This is a genomic window from Parapedobacter pyrenivorans, assembly GCF_014636865.1.
GTDB lineage: Bacteria > Bacteroidota > Bacteroidia > Sphingobacteriales > Sphingobacteriaceae > Parapedobacter > Parapedobacter pyrenivorans.
On record NZ_BMER01000003.1, the window covers coordinates 287,817 to 304,797 of the forward strand.

Consider the following 16,981-nt stretch of genomic DNA (forward strand, 5'->3'; position numbering starts at 1 on the left):
CAAATCATGGGGAATCCGGGGCAATAAAATCAGCCAGATACGTACACGCGGCGGCTGCAGTGGTCATAAAATCCGTATCCAAATACTCCTCACGTAGTTCCTTGAAATACCGGTTCTGCTGACTGAACACCCAGAACGGATCCGGCCGATCGCGCTGCGACGTATAGGTTGCCTGGTAATAGTCACTGATACTATCAAACAAGTAGGATTTCTGTTCGCATTTCGCGAGCATAAAGGTACATTTCGCGCGGAACTCCCGGTCTTTGCTCAACTCCCGTGCCTGTTGGTACCACTTGGCTGCCTGCCGGGCTTCATGGAAATCACCGGAATAGTAGTACGCACCCGTTAGGTAATTGTCCGCGCTTGTCCAACTGTAGCTGATCAGCTGCCAGGAATTTCCAAATGCCCCAGTTTGATACACCCCATTCGCCAACTGGAAATAATACTCGGCGGCATGCTGGGGGTCTTCCGTTATCTTCCGTTGCAGACCGGCCATCGCTTCCGCAAACTCCGCCTTGGAGAGCGCTTCGCCGCCGAACCGCTTAGGGTAATCCCGTAGTGTGGCCACAAATGGATCCGGCCACAGCGTATCTTCGTCGGCACTGTACCAATTGACCGGTGTAGGCAACGCAAACTCCGGTGAAAGGTGGGCGAAGGCTTTCGAAGCCGCGGGGTAATCGTGCATCCGCAAGTAAGCTGTTCCCAGCAAGTCCCAGAATTCATCGGATTCAAGGGCGCCCAATCGCGCTGCAAAAAGCGGTGCCCACGGGCGGTCAAGACCTTCCCGCCCCCATGTTGCCAACTGTTCCAACGTGGCGGGCTGCAATTGCTCTTGCCAAAAGGCCTGGGTTGGCCATCCCAACCGGCTATACAGTCCTTCAGCATATTCGATTTCCCGGGGAGACTCCCCTTTCCACATCAATAAGGCGGCCATGGCCGTATCTTTTTGCCGCATATAATGCGGCGCCAATACCGATTGGTAAAGGTTGGTTGCCGTGCGGTTGAACCGGAGATCGCTCGCAGCCTTCCAATAATATTCTTCGCGGCCATAACGTTGTAGCAGCAACTCGGTTTCGGCCTTGCGCTTTTGGTCCAGCCATTGTAATGCCGGTAGCATCGCCTCTTCATTCCCTACATCTGCCACCGTCAGCTGATGTACATTGACCAACAGTTCGACGATCCGGTACTGGTCGGCCAGCCGGTCGGAAAGCCGCCCCACTTTAACAGACGCCAGCAATGCTCCCGCTTCGGTAGCCTCGCCTAGCAACCACTGTACATATGCCTCGCCTACCACACCCAGCTCCGGCTCGACATAACGCCCCTCCGAGGCCAGTTTTCGCGAAAAGGCAGCAATCCATGCTGCGTGATCACGAGCTTTTGCCTTGGCGGAATCAAGCCGGTAGTAGTCCGTCCACCATCCCCCGTTGTAATAGTGTGATGCCTCGGTGAGCTGGGATTCCAATTTATTGATTTCTCGCGTAAGCAAGGTACCCACAAGCAGGCTCTTGGGCGCGAGGTCGTATACGGAGGCTATGGTCTCCCGATCGAAATCAGCGTTGTTGAACCCCCGGATTGTCCATATGGCCGCGCGTTCTTCGTCGGATTGCGCAAGGGAAAGCACCTCGTCGAACGGCACGTCGATATAGTGGAAGTTTTTGTAAGCTTGCACCCTTCGTTCGGGGCTTGCGATAAAGACCCTTGAAAACAGATAGGCCGCTTCAGCGGGTTCGCCAAGGCGCCGGGTTGCGCCAGCTTTGAGCGCAAGTGCCCATCCGTTTACTGCAGAATTATCCTTAAGGGGAGCAATGTAGTCGTTGTAAGTTTCGACACAGCGTTCGTATGATCCCGAGTAATGATACATCCGTGCAGCCTGATAGGCATACCGGAGGTAGATAAACTCATTCCGCGCAGATTCATCGGCCTTTTGAAGCGCCTTATCGGCAAGCTGACTCATCCATTCCCTAGCCATGGTATCTCTCGGTTCGGGATCCCAGGAGTACTGGTAGGTAACCGCTGCATACGGCTCCAACTCCTTGGCGAACAGGAAATAGTTCCGTGCCGGCTCATCTTTCATCAACCCCTTGAGGTAGGTGTTTTCTGCAAGGCTATCGGGCAACGGTACCTTTTCTCCAGCTAGGTAACGTAAGATAACTGAATCAGTAGCGCTGTCGGCGCCGTACATCACACGCTCCACATCGTATACCCCCACTCGTTTGCCCAGATATTCCGCCCATTCGCGGCTGTTGATCAGTGGCTCGGATTCGGGCTCACTTTCTTCATATAAAAAACTCATATTGGTAAACGAGAAAGGTACATAGCCATCACCCGCCACGTTATTATGGAAATAGGATACATAATAATCATACGGATCGGGGGCGGGACCACAAGCGATATTGATGGCGATTTCACCGAAATAGGCTGCTACGAACGCGCTAAAAACGATGCATGATCTCTTGAAGTTGTTCATCTGAAAATACCTTAAGCACTTGGTTATCCAAGTGATAAAACAATAATGTGAATTTTTCCTTCCGCTTGTGCTTGGCCAGAAAATCCGCGGCGGCAGCAAGGTCTTTCCAATGGGTTTCCTCACGGCGTATTACATCACCCTCGCGCAACCCCGCATCGGGCAGCGCCATCTTCAGGCGGTATAGCGAAGACTGTTCCTCCCGTGCAAAAACCACCGTATCCGAAAGGGTGGCTGGGTTTAACCGTTTACTGATCCCTGCGTACTCACCGTTGCGGAACACCACCGACCAGCTGAACAATGGAAGCGCTATGTCTACGGGCAACGGGTACTCCTGCAGAAAATCGGTGAGGTAAGTCTTCATCTCATGCAAATCCAGAATCGAGTTATGCTCACCGGGTTGCCGTAGGTTACCCATGTTATAACACATCAGCAATACGCGATCAGCTGGTGGGACACCGCTGCTCCGAAGATTACGAACCTGATGCAGTCGTAGTGTCGATGTCAACCGAACCGAATTGCCGAGCTGGGTACGGATGGCCTCCAAAAGGGCGAAATAATTATCCCTGGTTGTGGTTGTCCAATCACAATCGACCTGGAGTTCGTCAAATCCGCGCTTGCCGGCTTGCTTTATCTTTCCCGCTACGAACCGGCACACGTTTGACGCCAGCGTATCCAGTTGGCCGTGCGACAAGCCCTTTAGCACATGATTAACGATGTATACCACCGGCACAACAGCCAGAGAATCGGGCACGGGCTCCGCGAAGGTGATGGCAGAAACCGGAATTGCCTCCCCTTGAGGCCCTTGGTTGTCGACATCCATCACCCGGATAAACACGCTTTTCGCTCTCACATTCCGCAGGCCGGCCGCTTCTGCACTATCGAGCTTATAAACCGTCTTCCAATAATAGAACGAGGTATCCATGTGCGTAGAAGGGCCATCGCAGGCAGTGCAAAGCAGGAAAACGAAAGCAATCCCAATTAAGGCAACATAGCTGCGGTAATCCATGCGCCAAAGTTACACGATATCTGCATGTCGCCAAATACCTGATTTCAGGGGTTGTTGTGACGGCGCCTTAAATAACGCCATAACGCTTGAGCGCATTCCAGATACCGTGCTGCTCCGTCGTATCCGTCACATAGTCGGCCACTGCCTTTACGTTATTCCCTGCATTGGCCATGGCAACTCCCACACCTGCAGCACGAAGCATCTGGATATCGTTACCGCCATCGCCGAAGGCCATCGTTTGGTCTGCCGAAAAAGCAAATTTTGTAAGAAACTGCTCCATTCCAACCTGTTTGTTTATTCCCTTCGCATTAATGTCGATGAATGCTGGTGACCAGCGACTTGAATCACAATTCTTCAAGACATGGTTAACGATGTATAATTCCTTTTGCTCATCTACGAATAAGTTGAGCTGAAGCACTTCCTTGTCGAGTGCATCAGCAAAAGACTGGCTATACGGAATATTCAATTTCAGCAATTCGAAAATGGCCGTTACATCATCGGTAATGTCACAAATGAACGACCCTTCGGTAGTCATCACCCCCACCGGAAAACGGCCTGCTTCACTCAAGTGGTCGTGCAGTAGTCTAATGTCTTCCTTATCGATCGTCTGACGAAAAAAAGGGTGTCCCTGAGCGTCTACGCAAAAGCTTCCATTAAAGGTTATAAACCCATCAAATCCATGGGTATCCAAAAACCTTGCGTGCTCATATGACCTTCCTGTAGAAATAATGATTTTGATGCCTTTGCTTTTCAATAAGGCCAGGGCTTCGATCGTAGAGTCTGGCATCGACCTGCTTTCAAGCCCCAGGAGTGTGCCGTCGACATCAAAAAAAACAGCTTGGACAGTTGGTTGTGACATGCTACTAAGCTTATTATATACCCCATATCCGGGCTACCAGGAGTATGGCACACATCGAGATGGAATCGGTGATCTCCGAACGCATCACCATGCAAACAGCCTCCTGTAGCGGGATACGCCTGACTCTTAATTCTTCGGTCTCCTCCGGTTCGGCATCACCCTGCTGCAAGCCCTGTGCAAGGAAAATAAACCCCTCTTCATCGGTAACCGAATTGGAGGTGTGGATACGACCGATCCGCTGCCAGCGTTGGGCGGTTAGGCCGGTTTCCTCCTTGAGCTCACGTTTGGCAGCCTCCAATGGATCTTCATCAAGTGGTCCGCCGCCTTCCGGTATTTCCCAGGAATATTCCCCCAGTGGATAACGGTATTGGCCCACCAAATAGACAAACCCCTCTTCATCGATGGGTACGATACCAATGGCTTTATTCTTGAATTTCACTACACCGTATATGCCGGGGTTGCCGGTAGGTGTAACCACATCCCGATGCTCCACGCGTATCCACGGATTTTCGTACGCAATTTCACTACCGATGGTATCCCAGTTGTTTGCTTCCATTTTACTAGTTGATCAATGCTACTTCCCAACGCCGTGCCCATGTTTTTCCGGCTTCCAGGCATTGAATGCCTTCTTTTTCTTCCAACTGTTGATTGTGCGTTACCGCATCTGCAATACCGCACCATGGTTCGAGACAAACAAAATCTGCACCTTTGGCTGCCCATATACCAAAAAAGGGGAAATTCTCGTATCGGAAGCGGATACCGCGGTCGTTGGCGCGGTTGCCTAATGTGATCTCCCGGCTTCGCAACGTTTTCATCACGAGTGCATCACCGTAGAACAACTCATGCGTCAACGGCAACCGGTTGCCTTTTAGCTTTATGGTATTTACGTGGCTACCGATGAGGTTTCCTTCAAGCACGTGGCAATGCAACACGTCGTCTTTTGGAAATTGCAGGTAATGGTCTTCATAACGAAGGGTTCGCCCTTCTGTATGCACAGCAAATGCCGGATGCGCACCAATGGAAAAAAACAGCGGTTGGTCGGGAGACGGATTATTTACCTCATATGTACAACGTAGGGTGTGGCCTACTAACTCATAACGCAGCACGAGCTGAAAGGCAAAGGGATATGCCTCACGTGTCTCTTCTGTATCCTGCAACGTAAATACGCCCTCGGTATCGGAAAGTTGCTTACCGTCAAAACGATGATCGCGAGCGAAACCGTGTCGGGGCAAATGGTATGGCCTGCCTTTGTAAAAATAAGTATCATCCTTGAGTGCACCCACGATGGGAAACAACACCGGACTGGTCTTGGCCCAATACTGCGGATCAGCATTCCATAAGTACTCGTATCCATCCTGGATGCGTTTCAGGCTCTTGAGTTCAGCACCCCTGAAATCTAGCTGCGCCTGCAAAAATTCGTTGATTAAAACCATCGGTTTGTGCAATGTACAGGTGGCAAACTTAGATAAAGTTGCTTTGACATGCAATTATAATCGCGTTAAATAAAAAGCAACTTTAGCGGTCTCTCCATTACCGCTGAGGGACGATTTTTATAGCCGAAATTAAGGACAATTTCTAAATACAACCGGACTTCACTAACTTGCGGCGCTCAAGGACAAATCATCAGCTCGCCATGAAAAGGATAACGCTCATGCTCACAACCGCAATAACCGCGACATCACTCGCCCAGACTCAACAACCGCTCACGCCCGAACTACTGTGGCAACTGGGCAGGGTGTCCGGAGCGTCTATCACACCTGATGAACGCGACCTCATCTATGGCGTCACCTATTATAACCTGGAAAATAATAAAGGTGAAAAGAACCTATTCCGCATCCCGATATCGGGCGGTATTGCCGAACAGCTCACCACTGGTGAAGGCAACGAACAAGTGGTCCATATGGATAAATCCAATGGCGCCGTCGTTTACCTGTGCAACGGACAGCTGTGGCAATTAAAACCTGGGAACACGGAAGCACGGCAATTGACCGATGAGAAAGAAGCCTTGGAAAACGTACGTATATCGCCCGACGGCAAACATATCCTCTTCACCAGATCGGTTCCGTTAAAAAAAATGCACAGCACCGATCGTCATGCCGACCTACCGCAATCCAATGCCTATGTCTACGACGCGTTGAATTACCGCCACTGGGATTCGTGGGCCGATGGTAAATTCAGCCACGTGTTTTATGCGACTTTCGAGGATGGAAAAATCGGCGTACCGATAGACATCATGGCTGATGAACCCTATGATACTCCGCAACAGCCCTTCGGTGGCAACGAAGACGCCATATGGGGTCCGGATGGGAAGAGTATACTTTATGTCAGCAAGAAGAAATTCGGTACGGCATACGCCCAAAGCACCAATACCGACATCTACAAGTATGAATTGGCAACGGGCAACACGGTAAACCTCACGGAGGGGATGATGGGATATGACCGATCACCTTCCTATACATCGGATGGGCAACGCCTAGCTTGGTTGAGCATGGCTGAAGATGGTTACGAAGCCGATAAAAATGATGTCGTCGTGTTCGACAGGCACACCGCGCGACGGTATAACCTGACCAAAGATTGGGACGGCACCGTTGATTCCTACCTGTGGAGCCAGGATGGCCGCACAATCTGGTTTACCGCGGCAGTGAAAGGAACGGTACAGCTGTTCGAAATTACACTGCCCGCCGATCTCGGAAGCGTTGCAGCCAGCAATATCCGGCAGATCAGCCAGGGTCAGCACGACATCGCAAGCATAGCCGGACAGGCCGGTGACCAACTGGTCGTATCCTTGACGGACATGAACCATGCTGCCGAATTTTATCGCTTCGATCTCAATACCCAACAACTGGCCAAAATTACGGCGGTAAATGATAATAGCTACGCGGGTATTGCCAAAAGCAAGGTAGAGGCACGCGTGACCAAAGCGACCGACGGCAAGGATTTGTTGTCTTGGATCATTTATCCGCCTAATTTCGACCCGAATAAAAAATATCCGACGTTGCTTTATTGCCAAGGCGGTCCGCAAGGTGCCCTCTCGCAATTCTATTCATTTAGATGGAATTTCCAATTAATTGCTGCGCAGGGGTATATCGTCGTGGCACCAAACCGGCGCGGGATGCCGGGATACGGCGTGGATTGGAACGAACAAATCAGTGGTGACTGGGGTGGCCAGGCGATCCAAGACTACCTTTCTGCCATCGACGATATGGCCAAAGAACCTTACGTGGATACCGCACGGCTGGGTGCAGTTGGCGCTAGCTACGGCGGCTACTCGGTCTTTATGCTCGCAGGCCTTCATAAAAAACGGTTCAAAACGTTCGTTGCGCACGATGGATTATTCGATATGCGCAGTTGGTATGGCACAACGGAAGAGTTGTTCTTCGCCAATAAGGACTTGGGCGGGCCGTATTGGGATGGGAAAAACGAGCAAACCTATACAGATTTCAACCCCATTACGTATATAGACCGTTGGGATACCCCCATCTTCATCGTTCAGGGCGGCAAGGACTATCGGGTAGGTATCGAACAGGGACTGGAGGCATTTCAGGGGGCTCAACTACGGGGAATCAAGAGCAGGCTGTTGTACCTGCCCGACGAAAACCATTGGGTACTTGGTGCGCAGAATGCCATTGTTTGGCAGCGGGAATTTTTCAAATGGCTAAACGAAACCCTGTAAGGGTATGGCGGATACGAAGATTGTCAGCGATTTTGCTCAAAAATAATATCCAGGACATTATTCCGCTCGAAATCCGTGCTGAGGTGGAATTTTCGCTGTTCTCCATCCGCATATACCAGTAGTACCGCTGTATTTGGCGGAATCCGCCCGAGATTTTCCGCGCGGAAGACGATGCGATTCCGGCCACGCTTTAAGGAGACACCAAACCGTCTCCCCTGTCGGCTTACCTCCATTCCATCGGCGATGACAGCACCGTTGACCTCCAAGGATATGATATCGCCATCTTCTACCTGTTCGTCGCGCAATTCCAATATGACCTGTTCGGTGCCAACCTTCAGCTGCCCGATGCGCTGATTGCGTCGGCCTTTCGTGTGGACAGGCATCTTCCGAGCCGGCGTTAATGCGTTACTGTCGGTAGTATCTGATGGCTCATCGTCGGTAGGTGGTATCGAACGTACAGGCGATTGGGGTATCTTTGGCAGATACTGGAAACGCGCTACCATGACCGTTGAATAGGCATTGCTAGGATCACTAAAGTCAAACCCGTACTGTTGACCGCGATCGCCAGCAGTTCCGATAATAAAATTAGCGGTATTGGGCGGCAGATCACCATAGTTGTCTGCAAAAAAAGCCAAGTAGTTTTCGCCGGAGTCCAACGTGATACTAGCTAATGCCATCGCCTGCTCCAAAGGCAGCCTATCCGCCAGCATTTTGCCATTGTGTACGATGGTGACCGTATCCCGGTCATACCGCTCTTCGTCTTGGATGGCCAGGCTCAACACCTTTTGTTCGCTCTTTATTGGATCATACACACCATAATAAATCGTGTCGGTATCGATCATGCGCTGGGTATGCGGGTGCATCCACGGTGTATCATCGACCCGCGCAAGCACCATGTCCTCCCGATATAAAAAATCACGCAGAAAGACTTTGGTATTGGTATAGAACTCGTTATCGTAAAGTCCCCGCATGAAAATTCCAAAATTATCCAGCCAAAGCCGTTTCAGCATCAAACTTTCCTCGTCAGTATCTGTTTGTTGACGTTCCAATACGCCATTCAAGTACATCATCCACGGCCCAAGCCCAAAAGGTTCTTCTACCAGCGGATATTTATTACGGCCTATCCCCAGCTGCCCGTCATTCTTCTTGACGAGCAACAGCTCATATTCGCCCGCAAAGCTACCGTAAGTCAACTCGAGCTTTGCAGGATACAGCATTTCGGCAGTAGGCTCAGCAATGCGCAGCGTCATGTCGATGGCCGGAATATGCGGCCAGGGTTTGTAAGACATGGACCAAGTCCCAGTCCATTGCGATTGCGCCGAAACTATCCACGGCAATCCCATCAACCAAATCGTCCATAGACCGGTTAACCAGCGAGCATACCTGATTTCCATCATTCAAAGATACGGCAATCCGAAATCGTGGCCAATAGCCCTTTTCAGGTATTCTTGGGTTTGCCATCTATTTTTTTACAAAACAATGGCGTTTGAAGTTCCTGACGCAAAAAAACCTTATTAACTTGCCATTGTTAAGTATGTAGAAGGGAAGATAATGAATACCAAACGATTGGATAAAGTAGTCAAGGAATGACAACGCGAAGGACATTCATCCAGCAGGCAGCCGTTATAGCAACAGCCGGTTCGGCAATCGTCTCCCGAGAGGTACCGGCTGCAACAAATCGCAAACCCGACGGAACACCGTCAGAACAACACCAAGCCATGAGCATCTTGTCAAACACAGTAACATTCCCGCAGAACTATGGGCTGGGCGGTGTAGGCCCCGGCAACGGGTGGCACACCAATACCAATGAGCAGATCGATCAAACCCTGCAAGCTGCATGGGAGGCCGGTGTCCGCTATTACGACACTTCCCCGTTTTACGGATATGGGTTGAGCGAACGTCGTTTTGGCCATTTCCTCTTTGAAAAAGACCGGGCGGAATACCTGCTGTCTACTAAAATCGGACGGATATTCGAGGCCGATCCGACGTTCGAACCCGGATCGGCCGGACTCTGGAAAGGTCCGCTCAACTTCAAATTCCGTTACGACTATACCGCTGACGGTGTGAGGCGTTCCTTGGAAGATAGCCTGCAACGACTGGGGCTGTCGTCCATCGATATTGTATTCGTGCACGACCTATCGCCCGACAATGGGGATCTGGGCGACCGCTGGACGGAACAATTTGATGTTGCGGCGAAAGGTGCCTTCCCCACATTGACAAAAATGCGCGAAGAAGGCATCATCAAAGGCTGGGGTCTCGGCGTGAACCGACCGCAACCCATCCTGAAGACGCTGGAAGTGGCAGATCCGGATGTTATGCTGGTTGCCATCCAATACACCTTATTCGAACATGAGGACGCCCTCAAAAATCTCTTTCCCGCTATGGCGGCAAAAAAAGTGAAGGCCATTATCGGCGGGCCATTGAACGGCGGATTTGCGGCAGGGTTGGACCGTTGGAATTACGGGCCCGGTCTTCCTAAAGACATGGTGGAAAAACGCAATCGGATCAAAGCCGTAGCCGACCAGTATAACGTGAGTCTATCGACCGTTGCCCTTCAATTTGCCGTCCAACATCCGGTAGTGGCTGCGGTTATTCCCGGTGCCAGCCGACCGGAACAGGTAAAAGAAAATGTGCAATCGTTTCATACCGATGTACCCGCAGCATTGTGGAAGACACTGAAGGATGAGCAGCTTATTCACCCGGACAGTCCCGTAGGCACCTAAAAAAAGCAAGTTATGGCAACCGTTAAGATTTATGGCAAAATCATACTGGCCATTACGGCGTTCAGTACACTGACAAGCGTGGCGAGTCGCGGGCAACAACCTTATCACAGTGACAAACTCATTCCGGTTGCCGACTTGGGTAAACGCCGGGCCATTGGCGTCAGCGTGTCTTCGGACAATCGACTGTTCGTCTCCTTCCCCCACCAGGGTAAGGATTACCGGTATGGGCTCACGGAGATTGTAGACGGCCAACCCCTACCCTTTCCGGACGAAGCCTGGAATACCCATCATGGCGATTCCGCTTCCCGTTTTGTCAACGTACAGGACCTGTATGTAGATACCGAAGATAACCTGTGGGTATTGGACTCCAAGCCCGCTCCAAAGGGTTCGATATTCGGCGGCCCGAACGGTACAGCCAATCCAGCGGAAGGGGCTTTCAAGCTACTGAAAATCAACCTCGCGTCCGATCGAGTGGAGCGGATATATACGTTTGACGATCTCGACAAAAGTGCGGCCGGGCTCAATGACATGCGTATTGACACAGATAAGGGGCTAGCTTACCTCTCCGATCCGGGTCGCGCGGCGATTGTCGTGCTGGATCTGGCAGCTGGCACGACGCGCACCGTGCTTGAAGGCCGGCCTTTCACCACGGCTGATCCAGAGGTTATCCTGACCTATGACGGCAAGGAAATGCGCGACGGAAAAGGCAGTCCCTTCCGCTCGAATGTCAATGGCATTGCACTGACCAAAGACAATCGGTATTTTTATTTCAAACCCATCAATAAGCTGAATCTCTATCGCATCGAAACCCGGTATCTGGCTGATGCATCGCTAACGGATGACGAGCTGGCATCACACGTGCAAGACATGGGTGAGACCACTGTAACCCACGGCCTTATTGCCGACGAGAAGGGCAATATCTATCTGACCTCGTCGATGGATTACAGCATCAAGTACCTGTCACCCGATGGCAGGCTGCATACCCTTGTACAAGATTCACGTTTGCTTTGGCCGGATTCGTTTGGAATTGGCTCGGATGGATACCTTTACTTTTCCTGTGCCCAATTGCAGCGCGATCCGCAATGGAACGATAGCGAGGATAAGGTGGAGTACCCTTATCAAATTTATAAGGTGAAGGTGCCGTAGGTCATCCCCTCTGGCAGTTCTCCGCGCCGAAAGCGGTTAACCAGCTCATGCGCCAACCGCGTCGGTTCGGGAATCCGGTACTTTCCAATGCATTGGCGGATGATTTGCAGACTGTTTTCCATACCCAAGAGGTGACCCGGTGAAACAAATACCGGTGCGGTTTTGCTTTTGCTGCGAAATGCATAGCCAATTTGCTCGGCACCGGCCATGATGGGGCTATGATCGCCCACCAACAGACCGGGTTCGTTATATTTACCTGTCAGCAATTTCTTTGCACAACCCATACTTGGCTGGCCGGTCTCGACACCGAAATGCGTAGCTATACCCAGCCTACGCGGATGCGCAACGCCATGGCCATCCACAACCAATACATCGGGCTTTGTCGTCAATCGGCTCCAAGCTTCCTTCAATGCGGGCACTTCACGGAACGCCAGGTATCCCGGCACATAAGGAAAATGCGTTTCCGCCTTAACCAGCGACCAGCCTACAGGCTGCAATGCGGGGAACGAAAGTAAGATATACCAGCGTAGATCGTCGAACTGTATAGATTCAATGAAATATCGGCACCCCCAATGAGCTGAATAGAGACCTCCCGTTCCGATATATCTATCCGCTTTCGCAACTCCTGCTGTAAAACGGTTGCTTCCGGGATGCTTAATGTATCATAGTTATCCATAACGTCAATCGGGCAAACAAGATACCAATTATCCCGCAGACAAACATAATCGCCGGGATATCGTTAGCTTTAAGCAATGGAGAATGTTTGGTACACTTTATGCTCCTACGCATTTAAATGCATAACTTATGAATAGAAAATCGATAATTTGGATTGGTGGCTGCGCGATTGTGGCCGCATTAACCACCGGCGCGTGTCAAACCAAAAAGAAAACGTCAGCAAGTCCGGCGCCGGATACGGAACATAATAGTCGAAATTCACTGGATTGGAGCGGCGCATACCGAGGCACCCTACCTTGTGCCGATTGCCCGGGAATTGATTATACACTTACCCTGAACGAAGATAATACCTATCAATTAAAAACGCGGTATCTTGAAAAAGGCGATACCGCATTTACAGAATCGGGCAGGTTTGATTGGAATGATAGTGGAAGTCAGATTACGCTAGCCGAGCGCGGCGAAAAATTCCAGGTAGGCGAAAATCGACTGTTCCATTTGGATATGGACGGAAACCGCATCACCGGTAACTTGGCTGAACACTACATACTAAACAAAGTATCCAACGATATAATTGGACGCTATTGGAAACTGATCGAGGTAAATGGAGCGGCTGTAGCTGATGGATCTACCCAAAAAGAACCGTTTATCCGGTTAACCGGTGAAGAAAACCGGCTGGAAGCCACAGGGGGTTGCAATGGCATGGGCGGCACGTATGAATTGAAAGAACCGAACCGGATTAAATTCTCTCAACTTATCGGCACCATGATGGCCTGTGAGAACATGGAGGTGGAAAACGGGTTAAAGCGGGCATTGGAGTCGGCCGACAGCTATCATATCCACGCGGATACACTCCAATTGTTTCGCGCGAGGATGGCACCACTCGCCAAGTTCGTGACCCAGGAAAAATAACAGGATAACAGGCATAAAAAAAGAGGCGCCAAGGTGCCTCTTTTTTTATGGGAATAACGATACGTTATTTCAATTCCAGAAATTTATTGTATTCGATTTCCTTTTGCTCCAATTTCACCAATCCTTTGAGGTAATCAAATACTTTAAGCGCTTTTACTTCATCAAATAGACGGTTAGCCTGCTCTTTATCGCCAAGTAACTGTACGGCATATTGAGCGAGCTGCTGGTCGGTCGCTTCTTGTCCCGGACTGTACATTTTGATCTGCGCCGAAATACGTTCCTTGGCCAGTGCCAACACTTCTTCATATTTCACCTCCAGGCCGTTTGCCGTGATAATCCGGTTTTCGATAAGCGTCCATTTCAGATTCTTCACAAAATCAGCAAACCCTTCTTCCAACTCGTCTTCTTTGATTTCAGGATTGGTCGCTTTCAACCACCGCTTTAGGAATGTCTCCGGGAAATCAGCCTTAACGGCATCCAAGCCCTTCAGATAAAGGTCATTCTGCAGTTTCTGCGTAGCATTCTGCACGAGCATATCCTCCACCTCGGCCCTCACTTTTTCTTTAAATTCAGCTTCAGAAGTGACTACGCCTTCGCCGAACAATTTATTGTAAAAATCTTCGCTGAGTTCCGCTTCCTCAAGACGGTTTACGTTTTTGACAGCCAAGTTGAACGTGGTATTATCCAGGGCATCAACTTCCTCTTCCTTGATTCCGAGGACACGAGCAATATCACCAACCGAATTGAATGCTTTTTTTAAGTCGATCGTCACCTCGTCGTCCTTTTTCAGTCCGATAAGTGTCTTCTTTATTTTTTTGTCGTCGACCAGATCCGTGCGAACAGACGCCGTATTGACGATTCCACCATCCAGTTCCTTACCTTCACTATCCAATTGCTTCAACTCAGCATACAGCACATCACCATCCTCAGACACCTCTGGATTGGTCATCTTACCATAACTGCGGCGCAGGTTCTTGATGCGCGACTCTAACGTTTCCTCGTCGGCCTTGATGACATATTCGGTAAATTTGGTCTTTTCCGTAAAAGGAACTTCGAACTGGGGTGCTAGGCCGATCTCATATTTGAAGGAGAACGCATCATTAAAATCCCAATTGTAATCATTTTTATCGTCATCCTTTGGCAATGGTTGCCCCAGAATTTCCAACTTATTATCGCCAATATATTGATTGATGCTATCGCTAACCAATCGATTTACCTCATCAAATAAGATCGCTTTGCCATAGGTACGCTTGATGTGCGATACGGGTACCATGCCTGGGCGAAATCCGGGCAATTTAGCCTTTTTTGCTTGTTCTTTAACTGCTTTATCTACTTGGGGATTGTAGTCCTCTGCAGCGAGGTCTACGGTAATGACTGCATTGATTTCGTCGATGTTTTCGTGTGAAATATTCATACTCAATTTTAAGCGTTTATCGCATTTATACAAAAAATCCTTCCGATGTTTCGGGAGGAACCCGATATTTCGGAAGGATTCAAGTGCGGAAGAAGGGACTCGAACCCCCACGCCTTTCAGCGCCAGATCCTAAGTCTGGTGCGGCTACCAATTACGCCACTTCCGCATAGGATTTTTATTTGGACTGCAAAAATAAGGCTTATTATTTAAAACAGCAAACTTTTTTATTTTAAAAAGGTGTTATTTTCGGTGGTCAATTATTCTTTCGACCGAATACCGAAAAATGGACATACCTTCCCGGACGGGCTTTCATATCCGCAATCAATTCTTCCAGATTTTGGGAAGCCTGATTGAGATTATTATAGAGCTGCTCGTCATTCAACAACATCCCGATAGAGCCTTGTCCTTGATTGATACGATCCGTAATCGATTGGAAATCGGCCATCGCTTTGTTCGCACTGACGATGGTCTGCGCAAAATTGGCCTTGGCTACCTGGTCTGTGATACTATCGAGATTGACCAGTACATTGCCGATGCGCTCGTTATTATTCTTTAGGTTTTCAGTAATGGATTCCACATTACCCATGATGTGGCTGATGCGATTGCGCTCAGAGACCACCAAACCATCCAATTGCCGGGTAATGCCTTCCAAATTTTGAAGGGAATTGGCGATGCTGTTGATACTGCGGTTGAAATCGCGTTGAAAATCGGCGTTTATCGTGTTATTGATGGAGTTTAACACCGAATCCAACACCGCTGCGATATCCTGTGCTTTTTTCTGGATGGGCTCCACTTGCTCCATGATGTTTTTTTGTATGTCCGCGGCAAGCTGATCGCCATTTTTGGCGTATTCGGGGCTATCTCCCAATTCAAAGACGATAGCTTTGCCACCCAATAGATCCGTGCTGCTAAGCCTTGCAATGGTGTTGGCAGGAATGGCATAGTCGCGCTTCACTTTAAATTCAGTTCTGATCTGGCCATCGGATTGTAATTCCATCTTCGATACGCGGCCAATCTGATATCCGTTTACTAAAATCGGCTTGGATTCGGTCAACCCGTCTACTCGATCGTAGGTAGCGTACAATGTGATATCTCGACTGAACACATCGTTTCCACGCAGGAAACTGTATCCTATAATCAGTATCGCGATGGCCACTACGGCCAGTATACCTACTTTGGTTTCGTTTGCTATTTTCAAAATTCCTTGGTTATTTTTGCAGATTCGTTAATTCACTTCTTTAGAACTTCGTAAGTTAATCCACCAATTCAGAAGCGGACCACTATTTACCGGTCGTTAACCACTACTAAACAACTTTGGTGCCGATATTGTTTATCACGATAGTGTCACCGTTCCACTCGCTTTTTATAAGCCTTAATGGCTTCCACCAAGTTTTTCACCATTTCGGTTTGTCCGCTTTCGGACATCATATAGGTCTCCTCATTGGGATTACTCAGAAAACCGAGCTCGGTCAGCACGGCTGGCATACCTGTCCGTGCTAACACAGCCAAGCTCAACTCCTGCACCCCACGATCTACCCTACCCGACTTCACATAGTGATCCTGGATGAATGACGCCAACTGGATACTTTGTTCGCGATACTGATTTTTCATCAAGGAAAAGACGATATAACTTGCCGGATCATTGGGATCAAAGCCTTGGTAGTTCTCCTCGTAATTGTCCTCAAGCAAGATGTCGGCATTCTCCCGAATAGCGGCATCTTGTTCACCCAACCGATTAAAACCGGAAACGAACGTTTCCGTACCCCTGACTGTTTTGTCTTGGACTGTATAATATTTACCCTTGCTATTGCGGCGTCTACGTGCAGGGGTAGCATTGCAGTGAATAGAGATAAACAAGTCGGCCTTATTCTTGTTCGCAAATTCAGCACGTTTATATAAATCCACGTCAATATCCGTAGTGCGAGTATAAAGTACCTTGACACCTGGGATTTCCTTTTCAATCGCCTTACCCAATTTCAAGGTCACTTGCAAGACCACATCTTTTTCCAATGATTTTGCTCCCCGAGTGCCCGGTTTGTTACCACCATGCCCAGCGTCCAGCACAACGGTCCTTACCGTGTACACCGAGTCTTGATACATATTGGCAAG

15 protein-coding genes and 1 tRNA gene are annotated in these 16,981 nt (G+C 49.5%); 4 read left to right on the forward strand and 12 right to left on the reverse strand.

What is annotated here, in order from left to right; genetic code table 11:
- Positions 1 to 4: 4 nt before the first annotated feature.
- From IEV98_RS16090 to IEV98_RS16110, 5 genes are all read right to left on the reverse strand, one after another.
- Positions 5 to 2,467: a hypothetical protein gene (locus IEV98_RS16090; protein ID WP_188507044.1), complete on the reverse strand. Its 2,463-nt coding sequence runs from the start codon at positions 2,465 to 2,467 to the stop codon at positions 5 to 7.
- Complete coding sequence (locus tag IEV98_RS16095) at positions 2,433 to 3,473, reverse strand: hypothetical protein (RefSeq protein WP_188507045.1); 1,041 nt, start codon at positions 3,471 to 3,473, stop codon at positions 2,433 to 2,435. Before IEV98_RS16095 ends, IEV98_RS16090 begins: the two co-directional genes overlap by 35 nt.
- A 67-nt stretch (positions 3,474 to 3,540) precedes the next feature.
- On the reverse strand, positions 3,541 to 4,332 hold the full coding sequence (locus IEV98_RS16100; RefSeq protein ID WP_188507046.1) for a Cof-type HAD-IIB family hydrolase: 792 nt from the start codon (positions 4,330 to 4,332) through the stop codon (positions 3,541 to 3,543).
- A gap of 13 nt (positions 4,333 to 4,345) precedes the next feature.
- A complete protein-coding gene (locus IEV98_RS16105) occupies positions 4,346 to 4,888 on the reverse strand; it encodes an NUDIX domain-containing protein (RefSeq protein WP_188507047.1) in 543 nt (180 codons plus the stop codon).
- A gap of 4 nt (positions 4,889 to 4,892) precedes the next feature.
- The gene (locus tag IEV98_RS16110) at positions 4,893 to 5,765 is read right to left on the reverse strand and encodes an aldose 1-epimerase family protein (protein ID WP_188507048.1); all 873 of its coding nucleotides are present in this window, start codon (positions 5,763 to 5,765) and stop codon (positions 4,893 to 4,895) included.
- Between the two features lie 200 nt (positions 5,766 to 5,965).
- Here IEV98_RS16110 and IEV98_RS16115 point away from each other — a divergent pair, with 200 nt between their 5' ends.
- The gene (locus tag IEV98_RS16115; protein ID WP_188507049.1) at positions 5,966 to 8,005 is read left to right on the forward strand and encodes a S9 family peptidase; all 2,040 of its coding nucleotides are present in this window, start codon (positions 5,966 to 5,968) and stop codon (positions 8,003 to 8,005) included.
- A gap of 23 nt (positions 8,006 to 8,028) precedes the next feature.
- Here IEV98_RS16115 and IEV98_RS16120 read toward each other — a convergent pair whose 3' ends face one another.
- Positions 8,029 to 9,294, reverse strand: a complete 1,266-nt coding sequence (locus IEV98_RS16120; protein ID WP_188507050.1) for a hypothetical protein — start codon at positions 9,292 to 9,294, stop codon at positions 8,029 to 8,031.
- Positions 9,236 to 9,466, reverse strand: coding sequence for a hypothetical protein (locus IEV98_RS16125; RefSeq protein ID WP_188507051.1), 231 nt, complete (start codon positions 9,464 to 9,466; stop codon positions 9,236 to 9,238). Before IEV98_RS16125 ends, IEV98_RS16120 begins: the two co-directional genes overlap by 59 nt.
- A gap of 125 nt (positions 9,467 to 9,591) precedes the next feature.
- On the opposite strand from IEV98_RS16125, the gene IEV98_RS16130 reads away from it, so the two are divergent.
- A complete protein-coding gene (locus tag IEV98_RS16130; protein ID WP_188507052.1) occupies positions 9,592 to 10,728 on the forward strand; it encodes an aldo/keto reductase in 1,137 nt (378 codons plus the stop codon).
- Between the two features lie 12 nt (positions 10,729 to 10,740).
- A complete protein-coding gene (locus IEV98_RS16135) occupies positions 10,741 to 11,874 on the forward strand; it encodes an L-dopachrome tautomerase-related protein (protein WP_188507053.1) in 1,134 nt (377 codons plus the stop codon).
- Here IEV98_RS16135 and IEV98_RS16140 read toward each other — a convergent pair.
- Positions 11,853 to 12,371, reverse strand: coding sequence for an endonuclease V (locus IEV98_RS16140; RefSeq protein ID WP_229738793.1), 519 nt, complete (start codon positions 12,369 to 12,371; stop codon positions 11,853 to 11,855). The genes IEV98_RS16135 and IEV98_RS16140 overlap by 22 nt on opposite strands.
- A gap of 307 nt (positions 12,372 to 12,678) precedes the next feature.
- Here IEV98_RS16140 and IEV98_RS16145 point away from each other — a divergent pair, with 307 nt between their 5' ends.
- On the forward strand, positions 12,679 to 13,458 hold the full coding sequence (locus IEV98_RS16145; RefSeq protein ID WP_188507054.1) for a copper resistance protein NlpE N-terminal domain-containing protein: 780 nt from the start codon (positions 12,679 to 12,681) through the stop codon (positions 13,456 to 13,458).
- A 64-nt stretch (positions 13,459 to 13,522) separates the two neighbouring features.
- Here IEV98_RS16145 and tig read toward each other — a convergent pair whose 3' ends face one another.
- From tig to IEV98_RS16165, 4 genes are all read right to left on the reverse strand, one after another.
- The gene (gene tig, locus IEV98_RS16150; RefSeq protein WP_188507055.1) at positions 13,523 to 14,872 is read right to left on the reverse strand and encodes a trigger factor; all 1,350 of its coding nucleotides are present in this window, start codon (positions 14,870 to 14,872) and stop codon (positions 13,523 to 13,525) included.
- 84 nt (positions 14,873 to 14,956) lie between these two features.
- Positions 14,957 to 15,038, reverse strand: a tRNA-Leu gene (locus tag IEV98_RS16155).
- 87 nt (positions 15,039 to 15,125) lie between these two features.
- Positions 15,126 to 16,070, reverse strand: coding sequence for an MlaD family protein (locus tag IEV98_RS16160; RefSeq protein ID WP_188507056.1), 945 nt, complete (start codon positions 16,068 to 16,070; stop codon positions 15,126 to 15,128).
- Positions 16,071 to 16,216: 146 nt separating this feature from the next.
- Entirely contained in the window at positions 16,217 to 16,972 is a 756-nt protein-coding gene (locus tag IEV98_RS16165; RefSeq protein WP_229738794.1) for an N-acetylmuramoyl-L-alanine amidase family protein, read from the reverse strand.
- Between the last annotated feature and the right edge of the window lie 9 nt (positions 16,973 to 16,981).

Coding starts and splice junctions, on each gene's coding strand:
- IEV98_RS16095 (WP_188507045.1), bottom strand. CDS start 3,473: ATGGATTACCGCAGCTATGTTGCCTTAATTGGGATTGCTTTCGTTTTC.
- IEV98_RS16165 (WP_229738794.1), bottom strand. CDS start 16,972: ATGTATCAAGACTCGGTGTACACGGTAAGGACCGTTGTGCTGGACGCT.
- IEV98_RS16115 (WP_188507049.1), top strand. CDS start 5,966: ATGAAAAGGATAACGCTCATGCTCACAACCGCAATAACCGCGACATCA.
- tig (WP_188507055.1), bottom strand. CDS start 14,872: ATGAATATTTCACACGAAAACATCGACGAAATCAATGCAGTCATTACC.
- IEV98_RS16145 (WP_188507054.1), top strand. CDS start 12,679: ATGAATAGAAAATCGATAATTTGGATTGGTGGCTGCGCGATTGTGGCC.
- IEV98_RS16125 (WP_188507051.1), bottom strand. CDS start 9,466: ATGGCAAACCCAAGAATACCTGAAAAGGGCTATTGGCCACGATTTCGG.
- IEV98_RS16135 (WP_188507053.1), top strand. CDS start 10,741: ATGGCAACCGTTAAGATTTATGGCAAAATCATACTGGCCATTACGGCG.
- IEV98_RS16110 (WP_188507048.1), bottom strand. CDS start 5,765: ATGGTTTTAATCAACGAATTTTTGCAGGCGCAGCTAGATTTCAGGGGT.
- IEV98_RS16120 (WP_188507050.1), bottom strand. CDS start 9,294: ATGTCTTACAAACCCTGGCCGCATATTCCGGCCATCGACATGACGCTG.
- IEV98_RS16130 (WP_188507052.1), top strand. CDS start 9,592: ATGACAACGCGAAGGACATTCATCCAGCAGGCAGCCGTTATAGCAACA.
- IEV98_RS16100 (WP_188507046.1), bottom strand. CDS start 4,332: ATGTCACAACCAACTGTCCAAGCTGTTTTTTTTGATGTCGACGGCACA.
- IEV98_RS16090 (WP_188507044.1), bottom strand. CDS start 2,467: ATGAACAACTTCAAGAGATCATGCATCGTTTTTAGCGCGTTCGTAGCA.
- IEV98_RS16105 (WP_188507047.1), bottom strand. CDS start 4,888: ATGGAAGCAAACAACTGGGATACCATCGGTAGTGAAATTGCGTACGAA.